We start from the raw sequence: 20,646 nt of genomic DNA on the forward strand, positions 1-20,646 counted from the left end.
TACTGCCTCTCGCGCACGCCCGGCCCTTCAGCCCTGGTGGTTCTCGGCACTCGCATCTTCGGCGGCCGTCGGAACAAGCCGCCGGATGAAGTCGAGGCTCGCCCCGAAGATCAGCTCGGCGTCGTGGTCCAGCGTTGCCACGTGGTAGCTGCGCTCAAGGAGCAGCTCGGTCACATCGGTCGAGGATATCCGGGCCAGCACCAGTTCCGAGTTGGCCGGGGAGACCACGTGGTCCTGCGGGCTGTGCAGCAGCAGCACCGGCTGGCGCACGGCGGGCAGCTCGGCCTGGACGGTGCGCCACAGCTGCCCCAGTGACCAGGCGGCGTGCAGCGGCACCCGGTCGTAGCCGACCTCGGTCGACCCCTCCAGGGCGATGTCGTTGGCCACCCCCGGCAGGCTCGGCACCAGGTGCCGCAGCACCGGCAACAGCACACTTGCGGGGTTGTCCGAGCGGACGGACGGGTTGACGAGCACCACGCCGGAGATCGCCTCGCCGTGCTGCGCCGCGAGCCGCAGCGCCAGCGAGCCGCCCATCGAGAGCGCGCAGACGAAGACCTGCTCGCACTTCTCGGCCAGCTCGGCGAAGGCGCGGTCCGCCTCGGCGTACCAGTCCTCCCAACGCGTCGCCTGCATGTCCTGCCAGCGGGTGCCGTGGCCCGGCAGAAGGGGTAGGGAGACGGTGTACCCGGCAGCGGCCAGCTCGTCCGCCCAGGGGCGCATCGACTGCGGCGAGCCGGTGAAGCCGTGCACGAGCAGCACGCCGACCGGACCGCCGCTGTGGTGGAACGGTTCGGCACCGGGCAGCAGCGGCATCTGCGGGCTCCTTCACGAAAGGTGACGGGGGTCGTCGGAGCCGAATCGTCCCACGGGCCGCTCCTGTCGTACAGCCCTGACCGCGCTCCCGTAAGGCCCTGACCGCCCCGCCGGTGCACGCCGCACCCTCGGCAAGCATTAGGATCGACCGGTCCGCACAACAGGAGGCCACGGTTGTTCTACCGACTGATGAAGATGATCGTCGCACCGCTGCTGCGGATCTTCTTCCGGCCGTGGATGGAGGGTGAGGAGAACATCCCCGACGAGGGGCCGGCCATCCTCGCCAGCAACCATCTCTCCTTCTCGGACTCCTTCTTCCTGCCCGCGCTGATGAAGCGCCGGGTCACGTTCATCGCGAAGGCCGAGTACTTCAACACGCCCGGCCTGAAGGGCAAGCTCACTGCCGCCTTCTTCAAGGGCGTCGGCCAGCTGCCGGTGGACCGCTCCGGCGCCCGGGGCGCGGGCGAGGCGGCGATCCGCAGCGCCGTCGCGGTGATCGACCGGGGCGAGCTGTTCGGGGTCTACCCCGAGGGCACCCGCTCGCCCGACGGCAAGCTCTACCGGGGCAAGGTCGGCGGTCTGGCCCGCGTCGCGCTGCAGACCGGCGCGCCCGTCATCCCCGTCGCGATGATCGACACCGAGAAGGTCCAGCCGCCCGGCCAGGTCATGCCGAACTTCGGCGTCCGCCCCGGCATCCGGATCGGCCGACCGCTCGACTTCTCCCGCTACCAGGGCATGGAGAACGACCGCTTCATCCTCCGGTCCGTCACCGACGAGGTGATGTACGAGATCATGCGGCTCTCCGGCCAGGAGTACGTCGACATCTACGCGACCGCCGCCAAGCGGCAGATCGCCGACGACAAGAAGCGCACCGACGCCGAGCGCAAGGCCGAGAAGCAGGCCGAGCAGAAGGCGCTCAAGGCCGAGAAGGCCGCCCAGCAGGAGGCCGAGAAGGCAGCGGCCGAGCGGGCGGCCGCCGAGCAGGCGGACCAGAAGGACCAGTAGCCGGGCGATGGAAGGACCGAGAGCCGGCGGCTCACTCATGGCCGGCGGCCTGTCCGTCGAGATGCCGCTCTGGCGCGCCATCTCCTCCTTCCGGGTGCTGGCCCTCGCCTACGCCCTGGCCCGCTACTTCAACGCCTACCTGGAGTACCGCCACCCGGTCTCCGGCTGGATCTACCTCGGCGCCCTCACCGTCTGGACGCTCGCCAGCACCCGCGCCTTCGCCGGGCCCCGGCGCTGCACCTGGTACGTCCTCGCCACCGATCTGGCGCTCAGCGTCACCGGCGTGGTGATGAGCGGCATCATCGACACGCCCGCCCGGGTGCACGCCGGAGCGCTCACCCTGCCCACCATCTGGGCGGCCGGCAGCGTGCTCGGCTTCGCGGCCAAGGGCGGCTGGCGGCCCGCCGCCTTCGCCGCCGTCGTCCTCGGCGCCGCCAACTTCGGCGGGCACGGCGGCATCTCGCCCGACAACGTCCACAACATCGTGCTGCTCGCCGTCGCGGGCTGCGCCATCGGGTACGTGATCGAGCTCGCCCGCGCGAGCGAGACCGCGCTCACCCGGGCCCTCCAGGTCGAGGCCGCCACCCGCGAACGCGAACGCCTCTCCCGGGACATCCACGACGGCGTGCTCCAACTGCTCGCCCTCGTCCACCGGGGCGAGCAGGGCCCCGGCCTGGCCGCTCTCGCCGGTGAGCACGAGCGCGCCCTGCGCGAGCTGATGCACGGCCGCCCCCTCCCGGCGCAGGGGGAGACCCGGGACGTCCGCGAGCTGCTCGCCCCGTACGCCGCCGAACGCGTCACGCTCTCCGCCCCCGGCACGCCGGTGCTGCTCCCGGCCCTGGCCGCCGCCGAGCTGGCAGCGGCCGTCGGAGCCGCGCTGGACAACGTGCGGCAGCACGCGGGCGAGCAGGCGCAGGCCTGGATACTGGTCGAGGACGAGCCGGAGGCCGTCACCGTCGGCATCCGCGACGACGGCCCCGGCTTCGCCGCCGGGCGCCTCGGCGAGGCCGAGCAGGCCGGGCGGCTCGGGGTCGCGCAGTCGATCCGGGGGCGGCTGCGGGACTTGGGCGGCACCGCCGAGCTGCACTGCGTGCCCGGCGAGGGCGTCGAGGTGGAACTGCGGGTGCCGAGACCGGCACCCGGTGAGGGGGACTGATGGACCGGCAGATCAGGGTGATGGTGGTCGACGACCACCCGATGTGGCGGGAGGCCGTCACCCGTGACCTCACCGAGGCGGGCCTCGACGTGGTCGCCACCGCGGGCGACGGCGAGGAGGCCGTCCGGCGGGCACGGGCGGTGCGCCCGGAGGTGCTGGTGCTGGACCTCAACCTGCCCAGGCTGCCCGGCGTCGAGGTGTGCCGCCAGGTGGTGGCGCAGGACCCCGCCGTACGGGTCCTGGTGCTCTCCGCCAGCGGCGAGCACGCGGACGTGCTGGAGGCCGTGAAGTCCGGCGCGACCGGCTACCTGGTGAAGTCCGCCGGGCGGGAGGAGCTGCTGGACGCCGTCCGGCGGACGGCCGAGGGTGATCCGGTCTTCACCCCCGGCCTGGCCGGGCTCGTCCTCGGCGAGTTCCGCCGCCTCGCCGCCGAGCCGCCCGCGGCCACCGCCGCTCCGCAGCTGACGGCCCGTGAGACGGAGGTCCTGCGGCTGGTGGCCAAGGGCCTGTCCTACCGTCAGATCGCCGAGCGCCTGGTGCTCTCGCACCGGACGGTGCAGAACCACGTGCAGAACACCCTCGGCAAGCTCCAGCTCCACAACCGGGTCGAGCTGGTCCGCTACGCGATCGAGCAGGGCCTCGAGTAGCTCCCGGGGTCCCGGGCCTACCGCACCGGCACGGGCAGCTTCAGCAGGTCGGCGACGATGTCGACACCCTCGCGGGTCAGCACGGACTCCGGGTGGAACTGGAGCGAGGCGAAGCCGGGGCCGCGCAGGGCGTGGACGTCCCCGGTGGCGGGGTCGGCGGCGATCTCGACGCGCTGGAGGCCGAGGCGGGTGGTGTCGGCGGGGGTGGTGCGGGCGGTGAAGGTGTTGTAGAAGCCGACCGTGCGGCGGGTGCCGAACAGGTCGACGGACTCCTGTGCGCCCTGATAGGGGACGGCCTTGCGGGCCAGCGGCAGGCCCAACTCGGCCGAGAGCAGCTGGTGGCTGAGGCAGACGGCGAGCAGCGGGGCCTTGCGGGTGCCGGTCCGCGCGGCGGTGAGGGCGTCGGAGACGATCGGCCGCAGCAGCGCCATCTTCGGGTCGGTGAGGTCGGCCGGGTCGCCGGGGCCGGGGCCGAGCACCAGCTGGCCCTGGTGGGCGGCGGCGAGTTCGCGCAGCCCCGGGGTGTCGAAGCGCAGCACGCGGACGCGGTGGCCGATCGAGGTGAGCAGGTGGGCGAGCATCGAGGTGAAGGTGTCCTCGCCGTCGACGACCAGCGTCTCCTGGGTGGCGGCGGGGGCGGGCTGCTGCATCCGGAGCCAGAACGGCGCGAGGTCGGCCCGACGTGAGTCGAGGGCGGCCTGCACGCGGTGGTCCTCGCCGAGCTTGGGGCCCTGGCGGCGGCCGCCGGGCGTGGGGCGGGCGGGCAGCGCGCCGATCGCGGTGAGCACCCCGGCGGCCTTGGCGTGCGTCTCGGCGACCTCGGAGTCGGGGTCGGAGTGGCGGACGAGGGTGGCGCCGGCCCGGACGACGAGCGTGCCGTCGGCGGGGTCGATGTCGACGGTGCGGATGCAGATGGGGGAGTCGAGCAGCTGCCCGCCGCTGGCGGAGCGGCCGATCAGCGCGAGGGCGCCGGAGTAGTAGCCGCGACCGGTGGGTTCGTACCGCTTGATCACCCGGGTGGCGTTCTGCACCGGGCTGCCGGTGACGGTCGCGGCGAACATCGTCTCCCGCAGGACGTCGCGGACGTCGAGCGAGGTGCGGCCGCGCAACTCGTACTCGGTGTGGGCGAGGTGGGACATCTCCTTCAGGCGCGGGCCGAGGACCTGGCCGCCGAGGTCGCCGACGGTGCACATCATCTTCAGTTCCTCGTCGACCACCATGGTGAGCTCCTCCAGCTCCTTGGGGTCGCGCAGGAAGTCGAGGAGGGAGTCGATGCCCGCCCCGGCAGCCGGGTAGCGGTAGGTGCCGGAGATCGGGTTCATCACGACGGTGCCGCCGGACTGCCGCACGTGCACCTCCGGCGAGGCGCCGACCAGGATGCGCTCGCCGGTGGACACCAGGAAAGTCCAGTACGCGCCGCGCTCCTGCTCCAGCAGCCGACGGAACAGGGTGAGGGCCAACTCGGGGCTGTAGTCGTCCAGCCGGGCCCGGAAGTCGCGGCGGATGACGAAGTTCGCGCCCTCCCCGCGCCCGATCTCGTCCCGGATGACGCGGCGCACGATGTCGGCGTACTGCACGTCGTCGATATCGAAGGCGCCGCCGGTGAGCGAGACCGGCAGCTCGGGCAGGGCGGCCAGCAGCTCGACGATCGGGAGGGCGTGCTGCTCCTCGACGGCCAGGGCCTGGAGCGGGGTGCCGTCGTCATGGGCCTCGAAGCCGCGTTCGCGGATCTGCCGGTACGGGACGAGGGCGAGCAGGTCGTGCCGGGGCCCCTCGGCTGGGACTCCGGGCCGGACGGGCAGTTCGGCCAGTGTCTCGTAGCTGCCGACGGTGCCGATCAGCACCTCGACGGTGCCCGGGGCCAGGCGTGGGGTGCGGCGGTGCAGCAGGGCGAACGCCGGGGCGCCGGGGGCGGTGAGGCGGGCGAGCAGAGCGGCGGGGTTGGTCACGGTGGACTTCCTTCCGGGCTGACTGGGCGGGAGTCTTGCACCGCTCGTCCGGGAGGGCCGTCTGCTGTGGAAACGCCGACGGCCGCCCCGTAGGGCGGCCGTCGCGAGAGTTTCAGGAACGCGCGATCAGTGGGCCACCCCGGGGATGGTCCACCACCAGGATGAGGTGTATGGCGCGTTCATGGGCAAGAGACTAACCGATCGATGGGTGGTGTGGGGCTCGTCACCCGTTTGTCCGTAGGATGTCTCACCCATCGGGCAGTGGGCACGATTCGGCTGTCACACCCCGTAGCCTTGGGCCTGTGACCGTGACACCAGAGACAACGAGGACTGCCCACTCCTGGCAGTCCCTGCCCGCGGCGCAGCAGCCTGAATGGCCGGATCAAGAGGCGCTGCGCAAGTCCCTTGCGGACCTCGCCTCCTATCCGCCGCTCGTCTTCGCCGGCGAGTGTGACCAGCTGCGTGCCCGGCTCGGTGCCGTCGCACGCGGTGAGGCATTCCTGCTGCAGGGCGGTGACTGCGCCGAGGCCTTCGACGGCGTCTCCGCCGAGCAGATCCGCAACAAGCTGAAGACCCTGCTGCAGATGGCGGCCGTGCTCACGTACGCCGCCTCCGTGCCGGTGGTCAAGGTCGGCCGGATCGCCGGGCAGTACTCCAAGCCCCGTTCGAAGTCCACCGAGACGCGTGACGGCGTCACTCTCCCCGTGTACCGGGGCGATTCGGTGAACGGCTTCGACTTCACCCCCGAGTCCCGCATCCCGGACCCGGAGCGCCTGAAGCGGATGTACAACGCCTCCGCCGCGACGCTCAACCTCGTCCGGGCCTTCACCACCGGCGGCTACGCCGACCTGCGCCAGGTGCACGCCTGGAACCAGGACTTCGTGCGCAACTCGCCGTCCGGCCAGCGGTACGAGCAGCTGGCCCGGGAGATCGACCAGGCGCTGGCCTTCATGAACGCCTGCGGGGTCACCCCCGAGGAGTTCCGGACGGTCGAGTTCTTCTCCTCGCACGAGGCGCTGGTACTCGACTACGAGACGGCGCTGACCCGCGTCGACTCGCGGACGGGCGACCTCTACGACGTCTCCGGCCACATGGTCTGGATCGGCGAGCGCACCCGTCAGCTGGACGGCGCGCACATCGAGTTCGCGTCGAAGATCCGCAACCCGATCGGTGTGAAGCTCGGCCCGACCACCACGGTCGAGGAGGCGCTCACCCTGATCGAGCGGCTCGACCCGGAGCGCGAGCCCGGTCGGCTCACCTTCATCACCCGGATGGGTGCGGGCAAGGTCCGCGACCACCTGCCCACCCTGGTGGAGAAGGTCACCGCCTCGGGCGCGCAGCCGGTGTGGATCTGCGACCCGATGCACGGCAACACCTTCGAGGCCTCCAGCGGCCACAAGACCCGCCGCTTCGACGACGTGCTCGACGAGGTCAAGGGCTTCTTCGAGGTGCACCGCTCGCTCGGCACCCACCCGGGCGGCATCCACGTGGAGCTCACCGGCGACGACGTCACCGAGTGCGTCGGCGGCGGCGACGAGGTGCTGGTCGACGACCTGCACCAGCGCTACGAGACCGCCTGCGACCCGCGGCTCAACCGCAGCCAGTCGCTCGACCTGGCGTTCCTGGTGGCGGAGATGTACCGGGGTCACTGACCCCCGGGCGTCCGCCCAGTGTGACGAAGGCCCCTCCGATCTCGGGATTCCCGAGGCCGGAGGGGCTTCTTCGTGCCCGGCGGGTTGGGTAAGGTAAGGCTTAGCGAGCTAAGGCAAGCCTTGGCTCGGTGACCACGACGGTGACCACGACCCTGGGAGACTCCGCGATGTACGTGTGCATGTGCCATGCGGTCACCGAGGCCCAGGTCAAGCAGCAGATCGACGCGGGTGCCGACACCCCGCGCGGGATAGCCAAGGGCTGCAAGGCCGGCACGGACTGCGGCTCGTGCGTGCGACGCATCCAGGCGCTGCTGGGGGAGCACGGTGCCCGCCCGTGCCCGACAGCGAGGCTCGCGGCCAGGCTCGGCCTGGCCGAGCCGGAGACCAACGTGATCGCCGCCTGAGCCGGTGAGGCCGGGTCAGGACTCAGGCTGCTCGATCAGCTGGGCGATGTAGAGCGCCTCGCCGAGCTTCTCCAGCAGCTCCAGCTGGGTGTCGAGGTAGTCGATGTGGTGCTCCTCGTCGGCCAGGATCGACTCGAAGATGTTGGCCGAGGTCACGTCGTCCTTCGCCCGCATCACCACGATGCCGCGCCGCAGCCGGTCGATGGCCTCGACCTCGACCTGGCGGTCCGCCTCGAACATCTCCTTGACGGTCTGGCCGATCCGGACGTGGAACAGCCGCTGGTAGTTCGGCAGGCCGTCCAGGAAGAGGATCCGGTCGGTGAGCAGCTCGGCGTGCTTCATCTCGTCGAAGGACTCGTGCCGGGTGTACTTCGCGAGCTTCGTCCAGCCGAAGTTCTCCTGCATCTTGGCGTGCAGGAAGTACTGGTTGATCGCGGTCAGCTCGGCGGTGAGCTGTTCGTTGAGGAATTCGATGACCTCGGAGTCGCCCTTCATGGCGGTGCCTTCCTGCTTCATGCGTCACACGCGGGACCACGGCTGAGCGCATGGTGGCACTTCCGATGGTGGAAATTCCAGTAAGTTCACACTTAGTGGAACATGTGTCGGAATATCCGATTTGTCGCCTACTTGAGTCGCCTACTTGAGCAGGGGGCGCGAGCAAGGGGCGCGCGCGGCGGTTCGTCCGCCGTCTGTCACCATGGAGCCATGGGTCAGTCCGAACAAGCACAGCTCCAGCAGTCTGACCCGAGACTCCCCCCGGGCCAGCGCCTGCAGCGCGGCTGGCCGGTGCTGCACTACGGTCCGGTGCCCCGCTTCAAGCCGCTGACCTGGGACCTCCAGGTGTTCGGGGCCACCGCCTCGGCCGAGAAGCACAGCTGGGACTTCGAGGGCTTCCACGAGCTGCCGACCGTCACCGTCCGGTCCGACTTCCACTGTGTGACGCGCTTCTCGATGCTCGACAACGAGTGGAGTGGGGTCGCCGCCGCGACGCTGCTGGAGCTGGTGCCGCCCGCCGAGCAGGTCTCGCACGTGATGGTCTGGGCCGAGTACGGCTACAGCTCGAACCTCAGCCTCGCCGACTTCGCCGCCGCCGGGACGGTCTTCGCCACCCACCACAACGGCGAGCCGCTCACCGTCGAGCACGGCTTCCCCGTCCGGCTGGTCGTCCCCGGGCGCTACGCCTGGAAGGGCCCGAAGTGGGTCCGCGCGGTCGAGTACATGCGCGCCGACCGGCGCGGCTTCTGGGAGGAGCGCGGCTACCACAACCGGGCCGACCCCTGGACGGAGCAGCGGTACTCCTACCAGGAGGAGCCCGGCGACGGGCCGTTGCGGTAGCCGCCGAGCGTCAGTCCTTGAAGGGGTTGGCGGTCAGGCCGGCGATGTCCGCGCGCGGGTCGGAGGTGTCGTTGGAGTTGAAGTACACCAACGCCGCCAGCACCAGCAGCCGGTCCAGCCGGGGGTCGTGGATCTTCACTGTGTAGGTGGCCCGGATCCCCGCGTGGCGGGTGAACTCGAAGCCCTCCGACTCCGCCGAGCGGTAGCGCATCTTGAAGGTCAGGGCGGCGTCCACCACGCCCCAGTCGAGGACCGGCAGGGTGCGTCGCGCCTTGTTGGCGAGACCGGCCGGCTCGCCGGACAACGGGGCCAGGCCCGCCTGCTCGAAGCGCCACTCGGCGGGCCGGAACGACCGGTTCCTGTGGTCGATCGTCCCGATGATCCGGCGGTCCGGCGTCATGGCCTGGAAGTGGTTGACCCAGCCCTCGAACCGGTCGAGCTGCGGCCCGCTGAACGCCTGGTACGGCGAACGCCCGTTGTGGGCCACGTCCTTGTGCAGCTTCGCGACCTGCGTGCCGTCGACGCCGATCAGGTAGGTGGTGTGGTTGCGGCCGTAGTCGATGGAGACGGCGAACTCCGTCAGCGACTGGATCACCGGTGGCCACCCTCGCGGTCGGCCTTGCGGCGCCGGGCGTCGTCGGTCGCCGTCCGGCTCAGGTCCGCGATCAGCGGCTTGAGGTCGTCGATGTCGGACCCGGCCTTGAGCTGCTCGTAGATCCGACCGGCGATCTCCTTCTGCCGGTCGGTCTGGCCGCTGAGGTACTCCTCGCCGAGCTGGTCCAGCTTGGCCGCGCGCTCCTCCGACTCCTCGTCGGGGCGCTCGTCGGTCTGGAGGCCGTCGTAGCTGTAGTAGGACATGTCTCGCTCCGAGTTCTCAGGCTGCCGGGATCATACCGATGCGGGCCGCGCCCATGGTCGAGGACCAACCGCCGCTCTTCTCGAACTCGAAGCCGCGCTGCTCGACGTCGTTGACGAGGCTGCCGAGCGTCGGCATCGGCGAGTTGATCGCATCCATGATCGCCTGGATGCCCTTGTGGATGCCGTCGACCGCCTTCTGGATCTCCTCGTAGATCTTCACGATGGTGGCGATCCCGTTGACGATCTTCTGAACGATCTTGTAGATCTTGTACATCTTGTAGGCGGTGTAGATACCCGCGCCCACGTCCGCCAGCGGGTCCTCCGGGCCGAGGCCGACGGCCTCGATCGCGGCGTCCCCGGCGAGCATCTCGGCGGCCTGCTTGGCGAGCTGCTCGATCTCCTCCCGGATCAGCTTGTCGATCTCGCGGAGCGCGGCGGCCACCAGGACGGTGATGGCGGTGTACGCGTCCTTGTAGATCTTGGCGGCCGACTTGGCGGCGTCGCCGACCCCGCCGAGGCCCATGCTCCAACGGAACAGGTACTCGTCGAAGGCCTGCGCCGTCTGGCCCTGCCATTCGCTGCCGAGCTTCCAGGAGCCCTTCCGGAGGGTGCCCGCGACGGTGTAGATTCCGTCGCCCAATTCCTCGTAGGCGTCGCTGAGATAGCGCAGCCGCCCGAACTCGCCGATCAGCGGGTCGAACATCAGGCCTATCAGGCTCTGGCCGGTGCAGAACTTGAACATCTTCTCGGCGGCCTTGATTTCGCCCTTGCCGCTGGTGGCCCAGAGCGCGTGCTTGATCGCCTTCGTCGTGTCGTCCTCGGCGCTGGTCGGCTCCTTGAGCTCGACCGGCTCGTCGGTGAAGTTGCCGACGGCGGAGCCGCCCGGGATCGAGCTGATGTCGGGGAGCGGCAGCGAGCCGGCCGGGTAGATGCTGATCAGGTCGACGGCGTGCTGCTGGTCGACCTGGGTGTAGTCGGCGCTGGTGCGCTGGATCTTCTCGTTGACCAGGACCATGCCGCGCTGGCACTGGTTGATCTTGTCGGCGAAGAAGTGGGCGACGGAGGGCGCGATGGCCTTCAGGGGGAGCAGCAGCAGCCCGTCAAAGCCGTCGGTGTTGGCGCACTGGTTTCCGCTCCACTGGGCGAGCTGCGAGAGGTGGCTGCCCTGCTGGCTCACCAGATTTGCGTAGGAGTGGAAATCTTCCTGTGGCGGCGTGCGAAATCCGGACACCCGTTCTCCCCGTTTCTGTGACCGAATACGACTGACCTGCTGGGCAGGTGCGCCGATCACATTAGCGGACAGTCGGTGTGGCTAGAAAAGGCTGAAGTTGACGGTCACCGTCGAGCCCTGCGGCCGGGGCTGACCAGCCGTCGGGTTCTGCCCGGTCGCCTTTCCGGTGCCGAAGAGATTGATGCCGCTGGTCTGGAGCTGGAATCCGGCGTCGGTGAGGGTCTTCTCCGCGTCGTCCTTGCTCATCCCGAGCACGCTCGGCACCGGCGTCATGCCCTTGCTGACGACGAGTGCGACCGGCGAGCCGACCGGCAGGGGCTTTCCGGCGGCCGGGGAGGCCGAGACCACCGAGCCCGCGGCGACCTCGTCGTCGTACTCCCCGGTGACCGCGCCGGCCGTCAGCCGGTGGTCCGACAGGGTCTGCCGGGCCTGGTCGAGCGGGAGCCCGTCGAGCTCGGGCACGGCGATGCGCTCGGGGCCCTTGGAGAGCGTCACCTTCACGGGGTCGCTCTTGCGCACCTGCGCGCCCACCTCGGGGTCGGTCGCCAGCACCTGGCCGTCCGGCACCGTCTCGCTGAACTGCTGCCCGAACACGCCCTGCAGCCCGGCGCCGTCCAGCGTCGTGACGGCCTGCGCCTGGGACTGCCCGAGCACGCTCGGCATCGTCGTGTAGAGCGCCCCCGAGAGGAAGTACGTCGTCCCGCCGAACAGGCCCAGCAGGACGGCCAGCACCGCGCCCCAGACCAGCGGCCGCCGCGAGCGCGGCCGCCGGGGCTTCCGGACGGGCAGCGGCTCGTCGAACGGGCGGGGGCGGGCGAGCAGTCCCTCCGGCACCTGCTGGACGCTCGTCCGCTCCAGGTGCAGCACCGAGGTCGCCTCGCCGGTCGGGTACTGCGGGGTGGTGCGGGAGGAGGCGGGGGGCTCGGCGTCCAGCTGGGCGGGCGTCAGCTCGCGGCGGGCCCGCTGGAGGGCGGCGAGCAGCTCGACCGCGTCGTACGGGCGGGCCTGCGGGTCACGGGCGGTGGCCGCGGCGACTATCGCATCCAGCTCGGGCCCGACCGTCGGGGTGGCCGCCGAGGGCGGCGGCACGTCCTCGTTCAGGTGCCGGTAGATCACCTGCATCGGGTTGTCGCCGGTGTGCGGCTTGGCGCCGGTGAGCAGCTCGTACAGCAGGATGCCCGCCGCGTAGACGTCCACCCGCTGGTCGGTCGGCGCGTCCTGCCGGATCTGCTCCGGCGCCAGGTACGAGACGGTGCCGAGCACGGTGCCCGCCGTGCTGGTGGAGGTCGCGGTGCCGTCCGAGCCGGTGAGCAGCCGGACCAGCCCGAAGTCGGCGACCTTCACCAGGCCGCCGTCGGTGATCAGCACGTTCTCGGGCTTGACGTCGCGGTGCACCAGCCCCGCGCGGTGGGCGGCGCCGAGCGCCGCGAGGACGGGCTCCAGGATGTCCAGCGCCGCGCGGATGCTCAGCGCGCCCCTGTCCCGGAGCAGGTCGCGCAGGGTGCGGCCGGGGACGTACTCCATCGCCAGGAAGACGTGCCCGTTGTCGGCGCCCTGGTCGAAGACGTTCACCACGTTCGGGTGCGCGAGGCGGGCGACGGCTTTCGCCTCGCGGATGAAACGGTCGGTGAAGTCGCGGTCGCCCGCGAGCGAGGGGTGCATCACCTTCAGCGCGAGCACCCGGTCGAGCCGGGTGTCGGTGCCCCGGTAGACGGTCGCCATGCCGCCCGCGGCGATGCGCTGCTCGATCCGGTACCGGCCGTCCAGCAGGGTACCGATCAGGGGGTCGTCCAGCGTCGTGTCCACCCGGAGAGTGTACGAGGGGCGGTGGCGCGCGGCGCCGGTCCCTACACGAGTTGGCGGGCCTTGTTCCAGTCGGGGAGGGCGAGGGCGATCCGGGCGACGGTGGTGGCGCCCGCCCGGTCGGCGAGGGAGCGGCGGCCGCCGATGACGGCGGGCAGGGCGTTGGCCCAGAAGACCACCACCGCGAGGACCCAGACGAGCATGGCGGCGACGAAGGAGCCGCCGACCAGCGCGCAGCAGGCCACCGAGAAGAGTGCGACGTCGGCGAGGGTCGTGACGGCCGCCCGCAGCGCCACCCGGCCCCTGCCGGGCAGGGAGGTGCCGGGGCCGGACACCCGCAGCCCGAGGAGCAGCTTGCCGAGAGTGCGGCCCCCGAACGCGATCGAGAAGTACTGGTACGCGAAGGTGCAGACCACCAGTGCGCCGAAGGCCTCCTGGACGTCCAGCACGCTCGAGTGCCAGAGCGCGATGCCGATGCCCTCACCGGTGTGCAGGTAGTCGCCGCGTGAGGTGAGCAGGCCCCAGCCGCCCTTCGCCGCCAGGCCCGGGACGTCGGTGACGAGCGCGCCTATCCGGTGGAAGGTGACGATCGCCAGCAGCGAGGCGATCCCGACCACCAGCGCGAAGTCGACCAGCCACGCCAGGCTGCGGCGGCCGACCGCGGCCACCGGCACGGGCACAGGCACGACGGCTGCTTGTTCGGGATACACGCTCTCCCCCAGGAGGTGACGGCGGTGCGGTGACGGCGGTGCGGTGACGGCGGTGCGGTGACGGCGGTGCGGACCGGCTCAGGGTATCCGCGCCGCTGACCGCCACTCACCTCGGGTCGTCAGAACGCGGGCCGCTCCCGGTGGTCGAGGTCGGCCCGGCCGGCCATCGCGGAGGAGGCCTCGGCGTGGAAGCGGCGGGGGATGCGCCCGGCCCGGAAGGCCAGCCGGCCGGCCTCGGCCGCGTGCCGCATGGCGTCGGCCATCAGCACCGGGTCCTGGGCCCGCGTCACCGCGGAGGCCAGCATCACGGCGGAGCAGCCGAGCTCCATCGCCAGCGCGACGTCGGAGGCGGTGCCCGCGCCCGCGTCCAGGATCACCGGGACGCCCGCGCCCTCCACGATCAGCTGGAAGTTGTGCGGGTTGCGGATGCCCAGGCCGGAGCCGATCGGCGAGCCCAGCGGCATGATCGCCGCACAGCCGACGTCCTCCAGCTTCCGGGCCAGCACCGGGTCGTCGTTGGTGTAGGGGAGCACGGTGAAGCCGTCGTCCACCAGCGTCTCGGCGGCGTCCAGCAGCTCGATCGGATCGGGCAGCAGCGTCCGCTCGTCCGCGATGACCTCCAGCTTCACCCAGTCGGTGCCGAGCGCCTCGCGGGCCAGCCGCGCGGTGAGCACGGCCTCCCCGGCGGTGAAGCACCCGGCGGTGTTGGGGAGCACCCGGATGCCGTTGCGGGCGAGCACCTCCAGCACGGAGCCCTGGGTCGCGGTGTTCACCCGCCGCATCGCGACGGTGGTCAGCTCGGTGCCGGAGACCCGCAGCGCCTGCTCCAGGATCTCCAGGCTCGGCGCGCCGCCGGTGCCCATGATCAGCCGGGATCCGAAGGTCGTACCGGCGATGGTGAGAAGGTCGTCGGCCATGGTGTCAGCCTCCCTGGACGGCGGTGAGGATCTCGACCCGGTCGCCCGCGCTGAGCTGCGTGAGCGGCCACGAACTGCGCGGCACCACGGTCTCGTTGAGGGCGGCCGCGACACCGGTGTTGGCCTTGCTCAGGGCGGCGACCACCTCCGCGAGCGTGGTGGCGGATGCCACCTCGCGGGGCTCGCCGTTGACGGTGAGGGTGATGGCGTTCATGCGGCGGCCTTCGGGCTGAAGCGGTCGGGGGAGAAGGGGAGAGCGAGATCGGGCGTACGGCCGGTGGCGAGCTGCTCGGCGATCAGATCGGCCGTCACCGGGGTCAGCAGCACCCCGTTGCGGTAGTGGCCGGTCGCCGCCAGCAGGCCCGGCAGCGTGGTCGGGCCGAGCACCGGGGCGTTGTCCGGCGAGCCGGGCCGCAGGCCCGCGCCGGTCTCCACCAACGGCAGCTCCGTCAGGCCCGGGACGAGCTCGTGGGCGTCGCGCAGCAGCTCGTACACACCCCCGGCCGTGACGGTGGTGTCGAAGCCCTGCTCCTCGCTGGTCGCGCCGATCACCAGCTCGCCGTCGGCACGCGGCACCAGGTAGATGTGCTGCCCGCGCACCACCGCGCGGACGTTGCGGGAGAGGAACGGGCCGTACGCGGGCGGGATGCGCAGCCGCAGCACCTGCCCCTTCACCGGGCGGATCGGCGGCAGCACCCCCTCCGGCAGGCCCGGCAGCAGGTGGCTGCGGCAGCCTCCGGCGAGCACCAGCTGCCCGGCGCCCAGTTCGTCGCCGTCCGCGAGCCGTACACCGCTCGCCCGGCCGTCGGTGACCAGCAGCTCGACGGCCTCGGTGCGGCGCAGCTCCACCCCGGCGGCCGTGCAGGCGGCGAGCAGCGCGGTGGCCAGCCGGCGCCCGTCCACCTGGTGGTCGTCCGTCACGTGCAGCCCGCCGCGGACACCCGGCGCGAGCATCGGCTCCAGCTTCCGGGCCTCCCGGCCGGTCAGCCAGTGCGAGGCCAGCCCGAGCCGCTGGTGGAAGGCGTGCAGCTCGCGCAGCTCCTCCCGGTCGTCGGAGTCCAGCGCCACGGCGAGTGTGCCGGTCTGCCGGTAGCCGGTGTCCAGGCCCGTCAGCTCGGTGAGCTCGGCGGCGAAGGCCGCGTACCGCTCGTTGGAGGCCACGCCCAGGCGCAGCAACGGCTCCTCGCCGTACTGGAGCTCGGTCACCGGGGCCAGCATCCCCGCCGCGACCTGAGCGGCCCCGCCGCCGGGCGCCGGGTCGACCACGGTGACGCCGAGGCCGCGCTGCGCCGCCCGCCAGGCGACGCCCAGGCCGATGATGCCGCCCCCGATCACGAGGACGTCGGCCGCTGTCGAAGTGCGTGCCACAGTCAGGATTCTCCCTTCGCCGGTATGACCCGGATCAGGTTCGGACGGTCGCAGGCCGTCTCAGCCCGCCTCTCAGCCCGGTCCGCCGGGCTCCCGTGATGAAGGTGTACCCACCTTAACGCCGAGCCGTTCCGCCCCGAAGCGGCGTACGAGGCGTGGACAGCGAACGCAACCCGCGCCCCTTTAGGCGGTGCATGGCGAGCCTGGATGCCCAACCCCCTAAGGTGTCGCCGTGACTGAAGCGGAGCGGGTGGTCGTTGCCGGGGCGGGGCTGGCGGGGGCGCAGTGTGCGCTGATGCTGCGACAGGGGGGCTGGCGGGGTCGGATCACGCTGGTCGGGGAGGAGCCGCATGCGCCGTACGACCGGCCGCCGCTCTCCAAGGACGTGCTGCTCGGCAAGCGCGACGCGACCACCCTGGACGTGGACTGGGCGCAGCTGGGCGTCGAGCTGCTCCCCGGCCGCCGGGCGACGGGGCTGGAGCCCGGGGTGCTGCACACCGATGCCGGTGAACTTCCGTACGACTCCCTGGTGATCGCCACCGGCGCCGAGGCGGTGCCGCTGCCGGGGGCCGACGGCGGCCACGTGCTGCGGACGGTCGACGACGCGCTCGCGCTGCGGGCCCGGCTGGTGCCCGGCGCGCGGATCGCGCTGGTCGGCGCGGGCTGGATCGGCGCCGAGACGGCGACCGTCGCCCGACAGCTCGGCTGCGAGGTGACGGTCGTCGAGGCCGGGCCGGTGCCGCTCGCCGGGGCGCTGCCCAGCGAGATCGGCCTGCGGATGGCCGGTTGGTACGCCGAGGCCGGGGCCGAACTGCGCTGCGGCGCGGCCGTCGCCGCCGTCGAGACGGGTGCGCTGCTGCTCTCCGACGGCTCCCGGGTGCCTGCGGACGAGGTGGTGGTCGGCATCGGCGCCCGGCCCGCGACCGGCTGGCTCGCGGGCAGCGGCGTCGAACTCGACGCCCGGGGCGCGGTGGTGGTGGACGAGCGGCTGCGGACCTCCGCACCCGGCGTCTGGGCCGCCGGTGACTGCGTCTCCTACCCCTCCGCGCGGGCCGGGCTGCGGCTCACCGTCCAGCACTGGGACCACGCCCTCCAGTCCGGCCGGGTCGCGGCGGCCTCGCTGCTCGGCGCCCCGGACCCGTACGACCCGGTGCCGTACTTCTGGTCCGAGCAGTTCGGGCGGATGGTCCAGTACGCGGGCCGGCACGCCGGGGCCGACGAGGTCGTCCACCGGGGCGGGGACGAGGACGCGGCCTGGACGGTGCTCTGGCTCACCGAGGGGCGGCTCGTCGGGCTGCTCACCGTCGACCGGCCGCGTGACCTCAACCAGGGCCGGAAGCTGATCGAACGCGGCGCCGTCCTCGACCGCGCGCTCGCCGCCGACCCCGGTGTCCAGCTCAAGGCCGCGGCCGCGTGAGCGTCGAGGGGCGGCGCCTGTGGCAGGCTGGTGCCTGTGAGCGAGATCGAGAAGATTGAATCCCTTGTCCCGGCGTGGACCTACCTGCCCGACATCTGTGAGCGCTGGGGTGTCCCCGTCACCGACGTCCGGGACATGGTGCGGTCCGGCCAGCTGATCGCCGTCCGGCGTGGCCCGAACAATTCCCTCCAGGTGCCGGCCGCGTTCATCGAGGACACCGGCCTGGTGAAGCACCTGGTGGCCACCCTGACGCTGCTGCGCGACTGCAAGTTCACCGACCTGGAGATCCTGGAGTGGCTCTTCACCGAGCAGCCGTCGCTGCCCGGCAGCCCGATCCAGGCACTGGTCGAGAACCGTGGCACCGAGGTGAAGCGCCGCGCCCAGGCGGAGCTGATCTGATGGCCACGGGTCAGACGGTCGACGGCCGCGGGCAGCTGGCCGACGCCAGGCTCTACCTGTGCACCGACGCCCGCCGTGAGCAGGGCGACCTGCCCGAGTTCCTGGACGCCGTCTACGCCGGTGGCGTCGACATCGTCCAGCTCCGGGACAAGGGCCTGGAGGCCAAGCAGGAGCTGGAGTACCTGGAGATCCTCGCCGACGCCGCCCGTCGGCACGGCAAGCTCTTCTCGGTCAACGACCGCGCCGACGTCGCCCACGCCGCCCGCCCCCAGGTGCTGCACCTGGGCCAGGACGACATCCCGGTGCCCGCAGCCCGCGCCATCCTCGGCGACTCCGTCGTCATCGGCCGCTCCTGCCACGCCGAGGCCGAGGTCGACGCGGCGATCGCCGAACCCGGCGTCGACTACTTCTGCACCGGCCCGGTCTGGCCCACCCCCACCAAGCCCGGCCGCTACGCCCCCGGGCTCGGCCTGGTCTCCTACGCGGCGGCGGCCGTCACCGACCGCCCCTGGTTCGCCATCGGCGGCATCGACCTCACCAACCTGGACGAGGTCCTCGCAGCCGGCGCCCGCCGAGTCGTCGTCGTCCGCGCCATCACGGCGGCATCCGACCCGGGCGCAGCGGCGGCCGAGCTCGCCCGCAGGGTGCGCGCAGCAGCCTAGGGAAGCCACCTCAGGGGCGCGGGGAACTGCGCGAAACGGGAGTGACGGCGCTGCACGGTTGCGCGCGCAGTTCCCCGCGCCCCTGAGGGTGCATGGCTGGTGCGTTGCCTAGTACTTCCGTACGGTTGCTGCCTCGGCGAGGGCCAGCAGGACCGAGCGGGCGGGGCCGTCGGCGAGGGGGGCGGCGTCGAGGGCGGCCATCGACTGCTGCATCAGGACGTCTATCCGCTGCTCCACCGCGTCGGCGGCGCCGCTGCGCTCGATCAGGGACCGCAGTACCGGGATCTCCTCGGACGTGAGGTCTGCGGCGCCGAGGCGGGAGTCGAGGTGGCGGGCGTCGGTGGGGGCGAGGCCCAGCATCGCGTGGGCGACCAGCAGGGTGCGCTTGCCCTCCCGGAGGTCGTCCCCGGCGGGCTTGCCGGTGACGGCGGGGTCGCCGAAGACGCCGAGCAGGTCGTCGCGGAGCTGGAAGGCCTCGCCGAGCGGCAGGCCGAACGCCGAGTAGGCGTCGACGAGTTCGGGCCCGGCGCCGGCCAGCAGGGCGCCGACCTGGAGCGGGCGCTCGATGGTGTACTTCGCGGACTTGTAGTGCAGCACGGTCTGCGCCCGCTCCAGCGCACCCGCGTCGGCCGAATCCCCGGCGACGGGCTCCAGGACGTCGAGGTACTGGCCGACCATGACCTCCGTCCGCATCAGGTCGAAGGCGGGCTTCGCCGCGAGCACCCGCTCGGCGGGCAGCCCGCAGCGGTTGAAGAGCTCGTCGCACCAGATCAGCAGCAGGTCACCGAGCAGCAGCGCCGCCGAGGCGCCGTACTGCTCCCGGTCGCCGCGCCAGCCGCTCTCCCGGTGCAGGGCCTCGAAGCGGCGGTGCACGGAGGGCAGGCCGCGCCGGGTGTCGCTTCGGTCCATCAGGTCGTCGTGCACCAGGGCGCTGGCCTGGAGCAGTTCAAGGGCGGCCGCCGCCTGGGCGATGCCCTCGGTGCGGGCGTCGCCGCCCGCGCCGCGCCAGCCCCAGTAGCAGAACGCGGGCCGCAGCCGCTTGCCGCCGTCGAGCAGGAACTCCCGCAGCGCGTCGGTGGCGGGCGCCAGTTGGGGGGAGACCTTGGAGAGCAGGACGGTCTGGCCGTCCATGAACTCCGCGAGCGCCGCGTTGACGCGCTCGCGCACGGCCTCCACGTCGATGGGGCTGGCCGGGCGGCTGGTGGACGAGGGCACGAGAGAAGGCTCCGGATCGCTGGGGTGACAAGTCAGCGTAACGGGGCGCGCGTCAACCGCCGTACCGAGCCGATCCCCCCGGGCGTGACACGGAGTCTCACAAGATGGACACGGATTGCCGACGCGTTCGTCGGCACCGCTAATCTGCCAGCATGGCACTCGGCATCCCCACCACCAGGACAGACCACGCTCTCACCGTGCGCGAACTGCTGGCGGCGGGGCACCGCTCGTTCTCGTTCGAATTCATGCCTCCGCGCACCGAGGTCGGCGAGTCCAAACTCTGGGACGCGATCCGCCGGGTCGAGGCCCTGGACCCGAATTTCGTCTGCATGACGTACGGCGCCGGCGGCTCCTCGCGCGGCCGCACCGTCGACCTCGTCGGCCGGATCGCCACCGAGACCACCCTGACGCCGGTCGCCCACCTCACCGCCGTCGACCACTCGATCGCCGAGCTGCGCAACATCATCGGCCAGTACGCCGACCAGGGTGTCCGCAACGTGCTGGCCGTCCGGGGAGACCCGCCCGGTGACCCGAGCGGCGAGTGGGTGCGCCACCCCGAGGGCGTCACGTACGCCTACGAGCTGGTCGAGCTCATCCGTGGCATCGGGGACTTCTGCGTCGGCGTGGCCGCCTTCCCGCTGATGCACCCGCGCTCGGACAACTGGGACGACGACATCAGGCACTTCGTCGCCAAGTGCCGGGCGGGCGCCGACTACGCGATCACCCAGATGTTCTTCGAGCCCGAGGACTACCTGCGGCTGCGCGACCGCGTCGCGGCAGCGGGCTGCGAGGTGCCGATCATCCCGGAGATCATGCCCGTCACCAACGCCCGCCAGCTGGAGCGCTTCCCCGAGCTGAGCGGCTCGCCGTTCCCGCCCGAGCTGGAGCGCCGCCTGCGCGCCGTCGCGGACGACCCCGCCGCGCTGCGGGCCGTCGGCATCGAGCACGCCACCGCGATGGGCGAGCGGCTGCTCGCCGAGGGCGCCCCCGGCCTGCACTTCATCACCCTCAACCACTCCACCGCGACGCTGGAGATCTACCAGAACCTCGGCCTGCACCAGCGCTGACGCAGATGTGGGCCGGGCGGGCTCCAGCCTGTACAGTC

At 71.9% G+C, this 20,646-nt stretch carries 22 protein-coding genes and 1 riboswitch; of the genes, 10 read left to right on the forward strand and 12 right to left on the reverse strand.

Going from position 1 to position 20,646, the window contains the following annotated elements; translation table 11 throughout:
- Positions 1 to 27: 27 nt before the first annotated feature.
- Complete coding sequence (locus ACR68M_RS25910) at positions 28 to 813, reverse strand: alpha/beta hydrolase (protein WP_441246521.1); 786 nt, start codon at positions 811 to 813, stop codon at positions 28 to 30.
- Between the two features lie 189 nt (positions 814 to 1,002).
- Between ACR68M_RS25910 and ACR68M_RS25915 the strand changes: the two genes are divergently transcribed.
- From ACR68M_RS25915 to ACR68M_RS25925, 3 genes are read left to right on the forward strand one after another with little or no spacing between them, the layout of a single operon-like run.
- On the forward strand, positions 1,003 to 1,818 hold the full coding sequence (locus ACR68M_RS25915; protein ID WP_441251716.1) for a lysophospholipid acyltransferase family protein: 816 nt from the start codon (positions 1,003 to 1,005) through the stop codon (positions 1,816 to 1,818).
- Positions 1,819 to 1,825: 7 nt separating this feature from the next.
- A complete protein-coding gene (macS, locus tag ACR68M_RS25920) occupies positions 1,826 to 2,974 on the forward strand; it encodes a MacS family sensor histidine kinase (RefSeq protein ID WP_441246522.1) in 1,149 nt (382 codons plus the stop codon).
- Positions 2,974 to 3,621: a response regulator gene (locus ACR68M_RS25925; protein WP_441246523.1), complete on the forward strand. Its 648-nt coding sequence runs from the start codon at positions 2,974 to 2,976 to the stop codon at positions 3,619 to 3,621. The genes macS and ACR68M_RS25925 overlap by 1 nt, the downstream gene beginning before the upstream one ends.
- Positions 3,622 to 3,638: 17 nt before the next feature.
- Here the strand turns inward: ACR68M_RS25925 and ACR68M_RS25930 are convergent, their stop codons facing one another.
- A complete protein-coding gene (locus tag ACR68M_RS25930; protein ID WP_441246524.1) occupies positions 3,639 to 5,570 on the reverse strand; it encodes an anthranilate synthase family protein in 1,932 nt (643 codons plus the stop codon).
- Positions 5,571 to 5,872: 302 nt separating this feature from the next.
- Here ACR68M_RS25930 and ACR68M_RS25935 point away from each other — a divergent pair, with 302 nt between their 5' ends.
- Positions 5,873 to 7,222 (forward strand): class II 3-deoxy-7-phosphoheptulonate synthase, encoded by a 1,350-nt coding sequence (locus ACR68M_RS25935; protein WP_441246525.1) that lies wholly within the window; start codon positions 5,873 to 5,875, stop codon positions 7,220 to 7,222.
- A 167-nt stretch (positions 7,223 to 7,389) separates the two neighbouring features.
- Positions 7,390 to 7,626, forward strand: a complete 237-nt coding sequence (locus ACR68M_RS25940; RefSeq protein ID WP_441251717.1) for a (2Fe-2S)-binding protein — start codon at positions 7,390 to 7,392, stop codon at positions 7,624 to 7,626.
- A gap of 15 nt (positions 7,627 to 7,641) precedes the next feature.
- On the opposite strand, the gene bfr is transcribed toward ACR68M_RS25940, so the two are convergent.
- The gene (gene bfr, locus ACR68M_RS25945; protein WP_441251718.1) at positions 7,642 to 8,121 is read right to left on the reverse strand and encodes a bacterioferritin; all 480 of its coding nucleotides are present in this window, start codon (positions 8,119 to 8,121) and stop codon (positions 7,642 to 7,644) included.
- 210 nt (positions 8,122 to 8,331) lie between these two features.
- On the opposite strand from bfr, the gene ACR68M_RS25950 reads away from it, so the two are divergent.
- The gene (locus tag ACR68M_RS25950) at positions 8,332 to 8,961 is read left to right on the forward strand and encodes a sulfite oxidase-like oxidoreductase (protein ID WP_441246526.1); all 630 of its coding nucleotides are present in this window, start codon (positions 8,332 to 8,334) and stop codon (positions 8,959 to 8,961) included.
- Between the two features lie 10 nt (positions 8,962 to 8,971).
- On the opposite strand, the gene ACR68M_RS25955 is transcribed toward ACR68M_RS25950, so the two are convergent.
- The 8 genes from ACR68M_RS25955 to thiO all read right to left on the reverse strand — a co-directional run bounded on the left by ACR68M_RS25955 (position 8,972) and on the right by thiO (position 15,848).
- On the reverse strand, positions 8,972 to 9,556 hold the full coding sequence (locus tag ACR68M_RS25955) for a hypothetical protein (protein ID WP_441246527.1): 585 nt from the start codon (positions 9,554 to 9,556) through the stop codon (positions 8,972 to 8,974).
- Entirely contained in the window at positions 9,553 to 9,819 is a 267-nt protein-coding gene (locus ACR68M_RS25960; protein WP_441246528.1) for a hypothetical protein, read from the reverse strand. Before ACR68M_RS25960 ends, ACR68M_RS25955 begins: the two co-directional genes overlap by 4 nt.
- A gap of 16 nt (positions 9,820 to 9,835) precedes the next feature.
- On the reverse strand, positions 9,836 to 10,996 hold the full coding sequence (locus tag ACR68M_RS25965) for a WXG100 family type VII secretion target (RefSeq protein ID WP_441246529.1): 1,161 nt from the start codon (positions 10,994 to 10,996) through the stop codon (positions 9,836 to 9,838).
- A gap of 135 nt (positions 10,997 to 11,131) precedes the next feature.
- Positions 11,132 to 12,856, reverse strand: coding sequence for a Stk1 family PASTA domain-containing Ser/Thr kinase (gene pknB, locus ACR68M_RS25970; protein ID WP_441246530.1), 1,725 nt, complete (start codon positions 12,854 to 12,856; stop codon positions 11,132 to 11,134).
- 41 nt (positions 12,857 to 12,897) lie between these two features.
- Positions 12,898 to 13,539, reverse strand: coding sequence for an RDD family protein (locus tag ACR68M_RS25975; RefSeq protein WP_441246531.1), 642 nt, complete (start codon positions 13,537 to 13,539; stop codon positions 12,898 to 12,900).
- Between the two features lie 143 nt (positions 13,540 to 13,682).
- Positions 13,683 to 14,480 (reverse strand): thiazole synthase, encoded by a 798-nt coding sequence (locus ACR68M_RS25980; protein ID WP_441246532.1) that lies wholly within the window; start codon positions 14,478 to 14,480, stop codon positions 13,683 to 13,685.
- 4 nt (positions 14,481 to 14,484) lie between these two features.
- Complete coding sequence (thiS, locus tag ACR68M_RS25985; RefSeq protein ID WP_441251719.1) at positions 14,485 to 14,685, reverse strand: sulfur carrier protein ThiS; 201 nt, start codon at positions 14,683 to 14,685, stop codon at positions 14,485 to 14,487.
- A 5-nt stretch (positions 14,686 to 14,690) separates the two neighbouring features.
- Positions 14,691 to 15,848: a glycine oxidase ThiO gene (gene thiO, locus ACR68M_RS25990; protein WP_441246533.1), complete on the reverse strand. Its 1,158-nt coding sequence runs from the start codon at positions 15,846 to 15,848 to the stop codon at positions 14,691 to 14,693.
- A riboswitch (TPP riboswitch) is annotated at positions 15,843 to 15,955 on the reverse strand. Its footprint overlaps the gene before it by 6 nt.
- 188 nt (positions 15,956 to 16,143) lie before the next feature.
- On the opposite strand from thiO, the gene ACR68M_RS25995 reads away from it, so the two are divergent.
- Genes ACR68M_RS25995 through thiE form a run of 3 tightly spaced genes read left to right on the forward strand, consistent with a single transcriptional unit; the run spans position 16,144 to position 18,326 of the window.
- Positions 16,144 to 17,265, forward strand: coding sequence for an NAD(P)/FAD-dependent oxidoreductase (locus tag ACR68M_RS25995; protein WP_441251720.1), 1,122 nt, complete (start codon positions 16,144 to 16,146; stop codon positions 17,263 to 17,265).
- Between the two features lie 36 nt (positions 17,266 to 17,301).
- The gene (locus tag ACR68M_RS26000; RefSeq protein ID WP_441246534.1) at positions 17,302 to 17,664 is read left to right on the forward strand and encodes an Rv2175c family DNA-binding protein; all 363 of its coding nucleotides are present in this window, start codon (positions 17,302 to 17,304) and stop codon (positions 17,662 to 17,664) included.
- The gene (gene thiE / locus ACR68M_RS26005; RefSeq protein WP_441246535.1) at positions 17,664 to 18,326 is read left to right on the forward strand and encodes a thiamine phosphate synthase; all 663 of its coding nucleotides are present in this window, start codon (positions 17,664 to 17,666) and stop codon (positions 18,324 to 18,326) included. Before ACR68M_RS26000 ends, thiE begins: the two co-directional genes overlap by 1 nt.
- Positions 18,327 to 18,434: 108 nt before the next feature.
- On the opposite strand, the gene ACR68M_RS26010 is transcribed toward thiE, so the two are convergent.
- Positions 18,435 to 19,541 (reverse strand): polyprenyl synthetase family protein, encoded by a 1,107-nt coding sequence (locus ACR68M_RS26010; RefSeq protein WP_441246536.1) that lies wholly within the window; start codon positions 19,539 to 19,541, stop codon positions 18,435 to 18,437.
- A 152-nt stretch (positions 19,542 to 19,693) separates the two neighbouring features.
- On the opposite strand from ACR68M_RS26010, the gene metF reads away from it, so the two are divergent.
- A complete protein-coding gene (gene metF, locus ACR68M_RS26015; RefSeq protein ID WP_441246537.1) occupies positions 19,694 to 20,608 on the forward strand; it encodes a methylenetetrahydrofolate reductase [NAD(P)H] in 915 nt (304 codons plus the stop codon).
- The last annotated feature ends 38 nt before the right edge of the window (positions 20,609 to 20,646 follow it).

The organism is Kitasatospora sp. McL0602 (assembly GCF_052076145.1).
Classification (GTDB): domain Bacteria; phylum Actinomycetota; class Actinomycetes; order Streptomycetales; family Streptomycetaceae; genus Kitasatospora.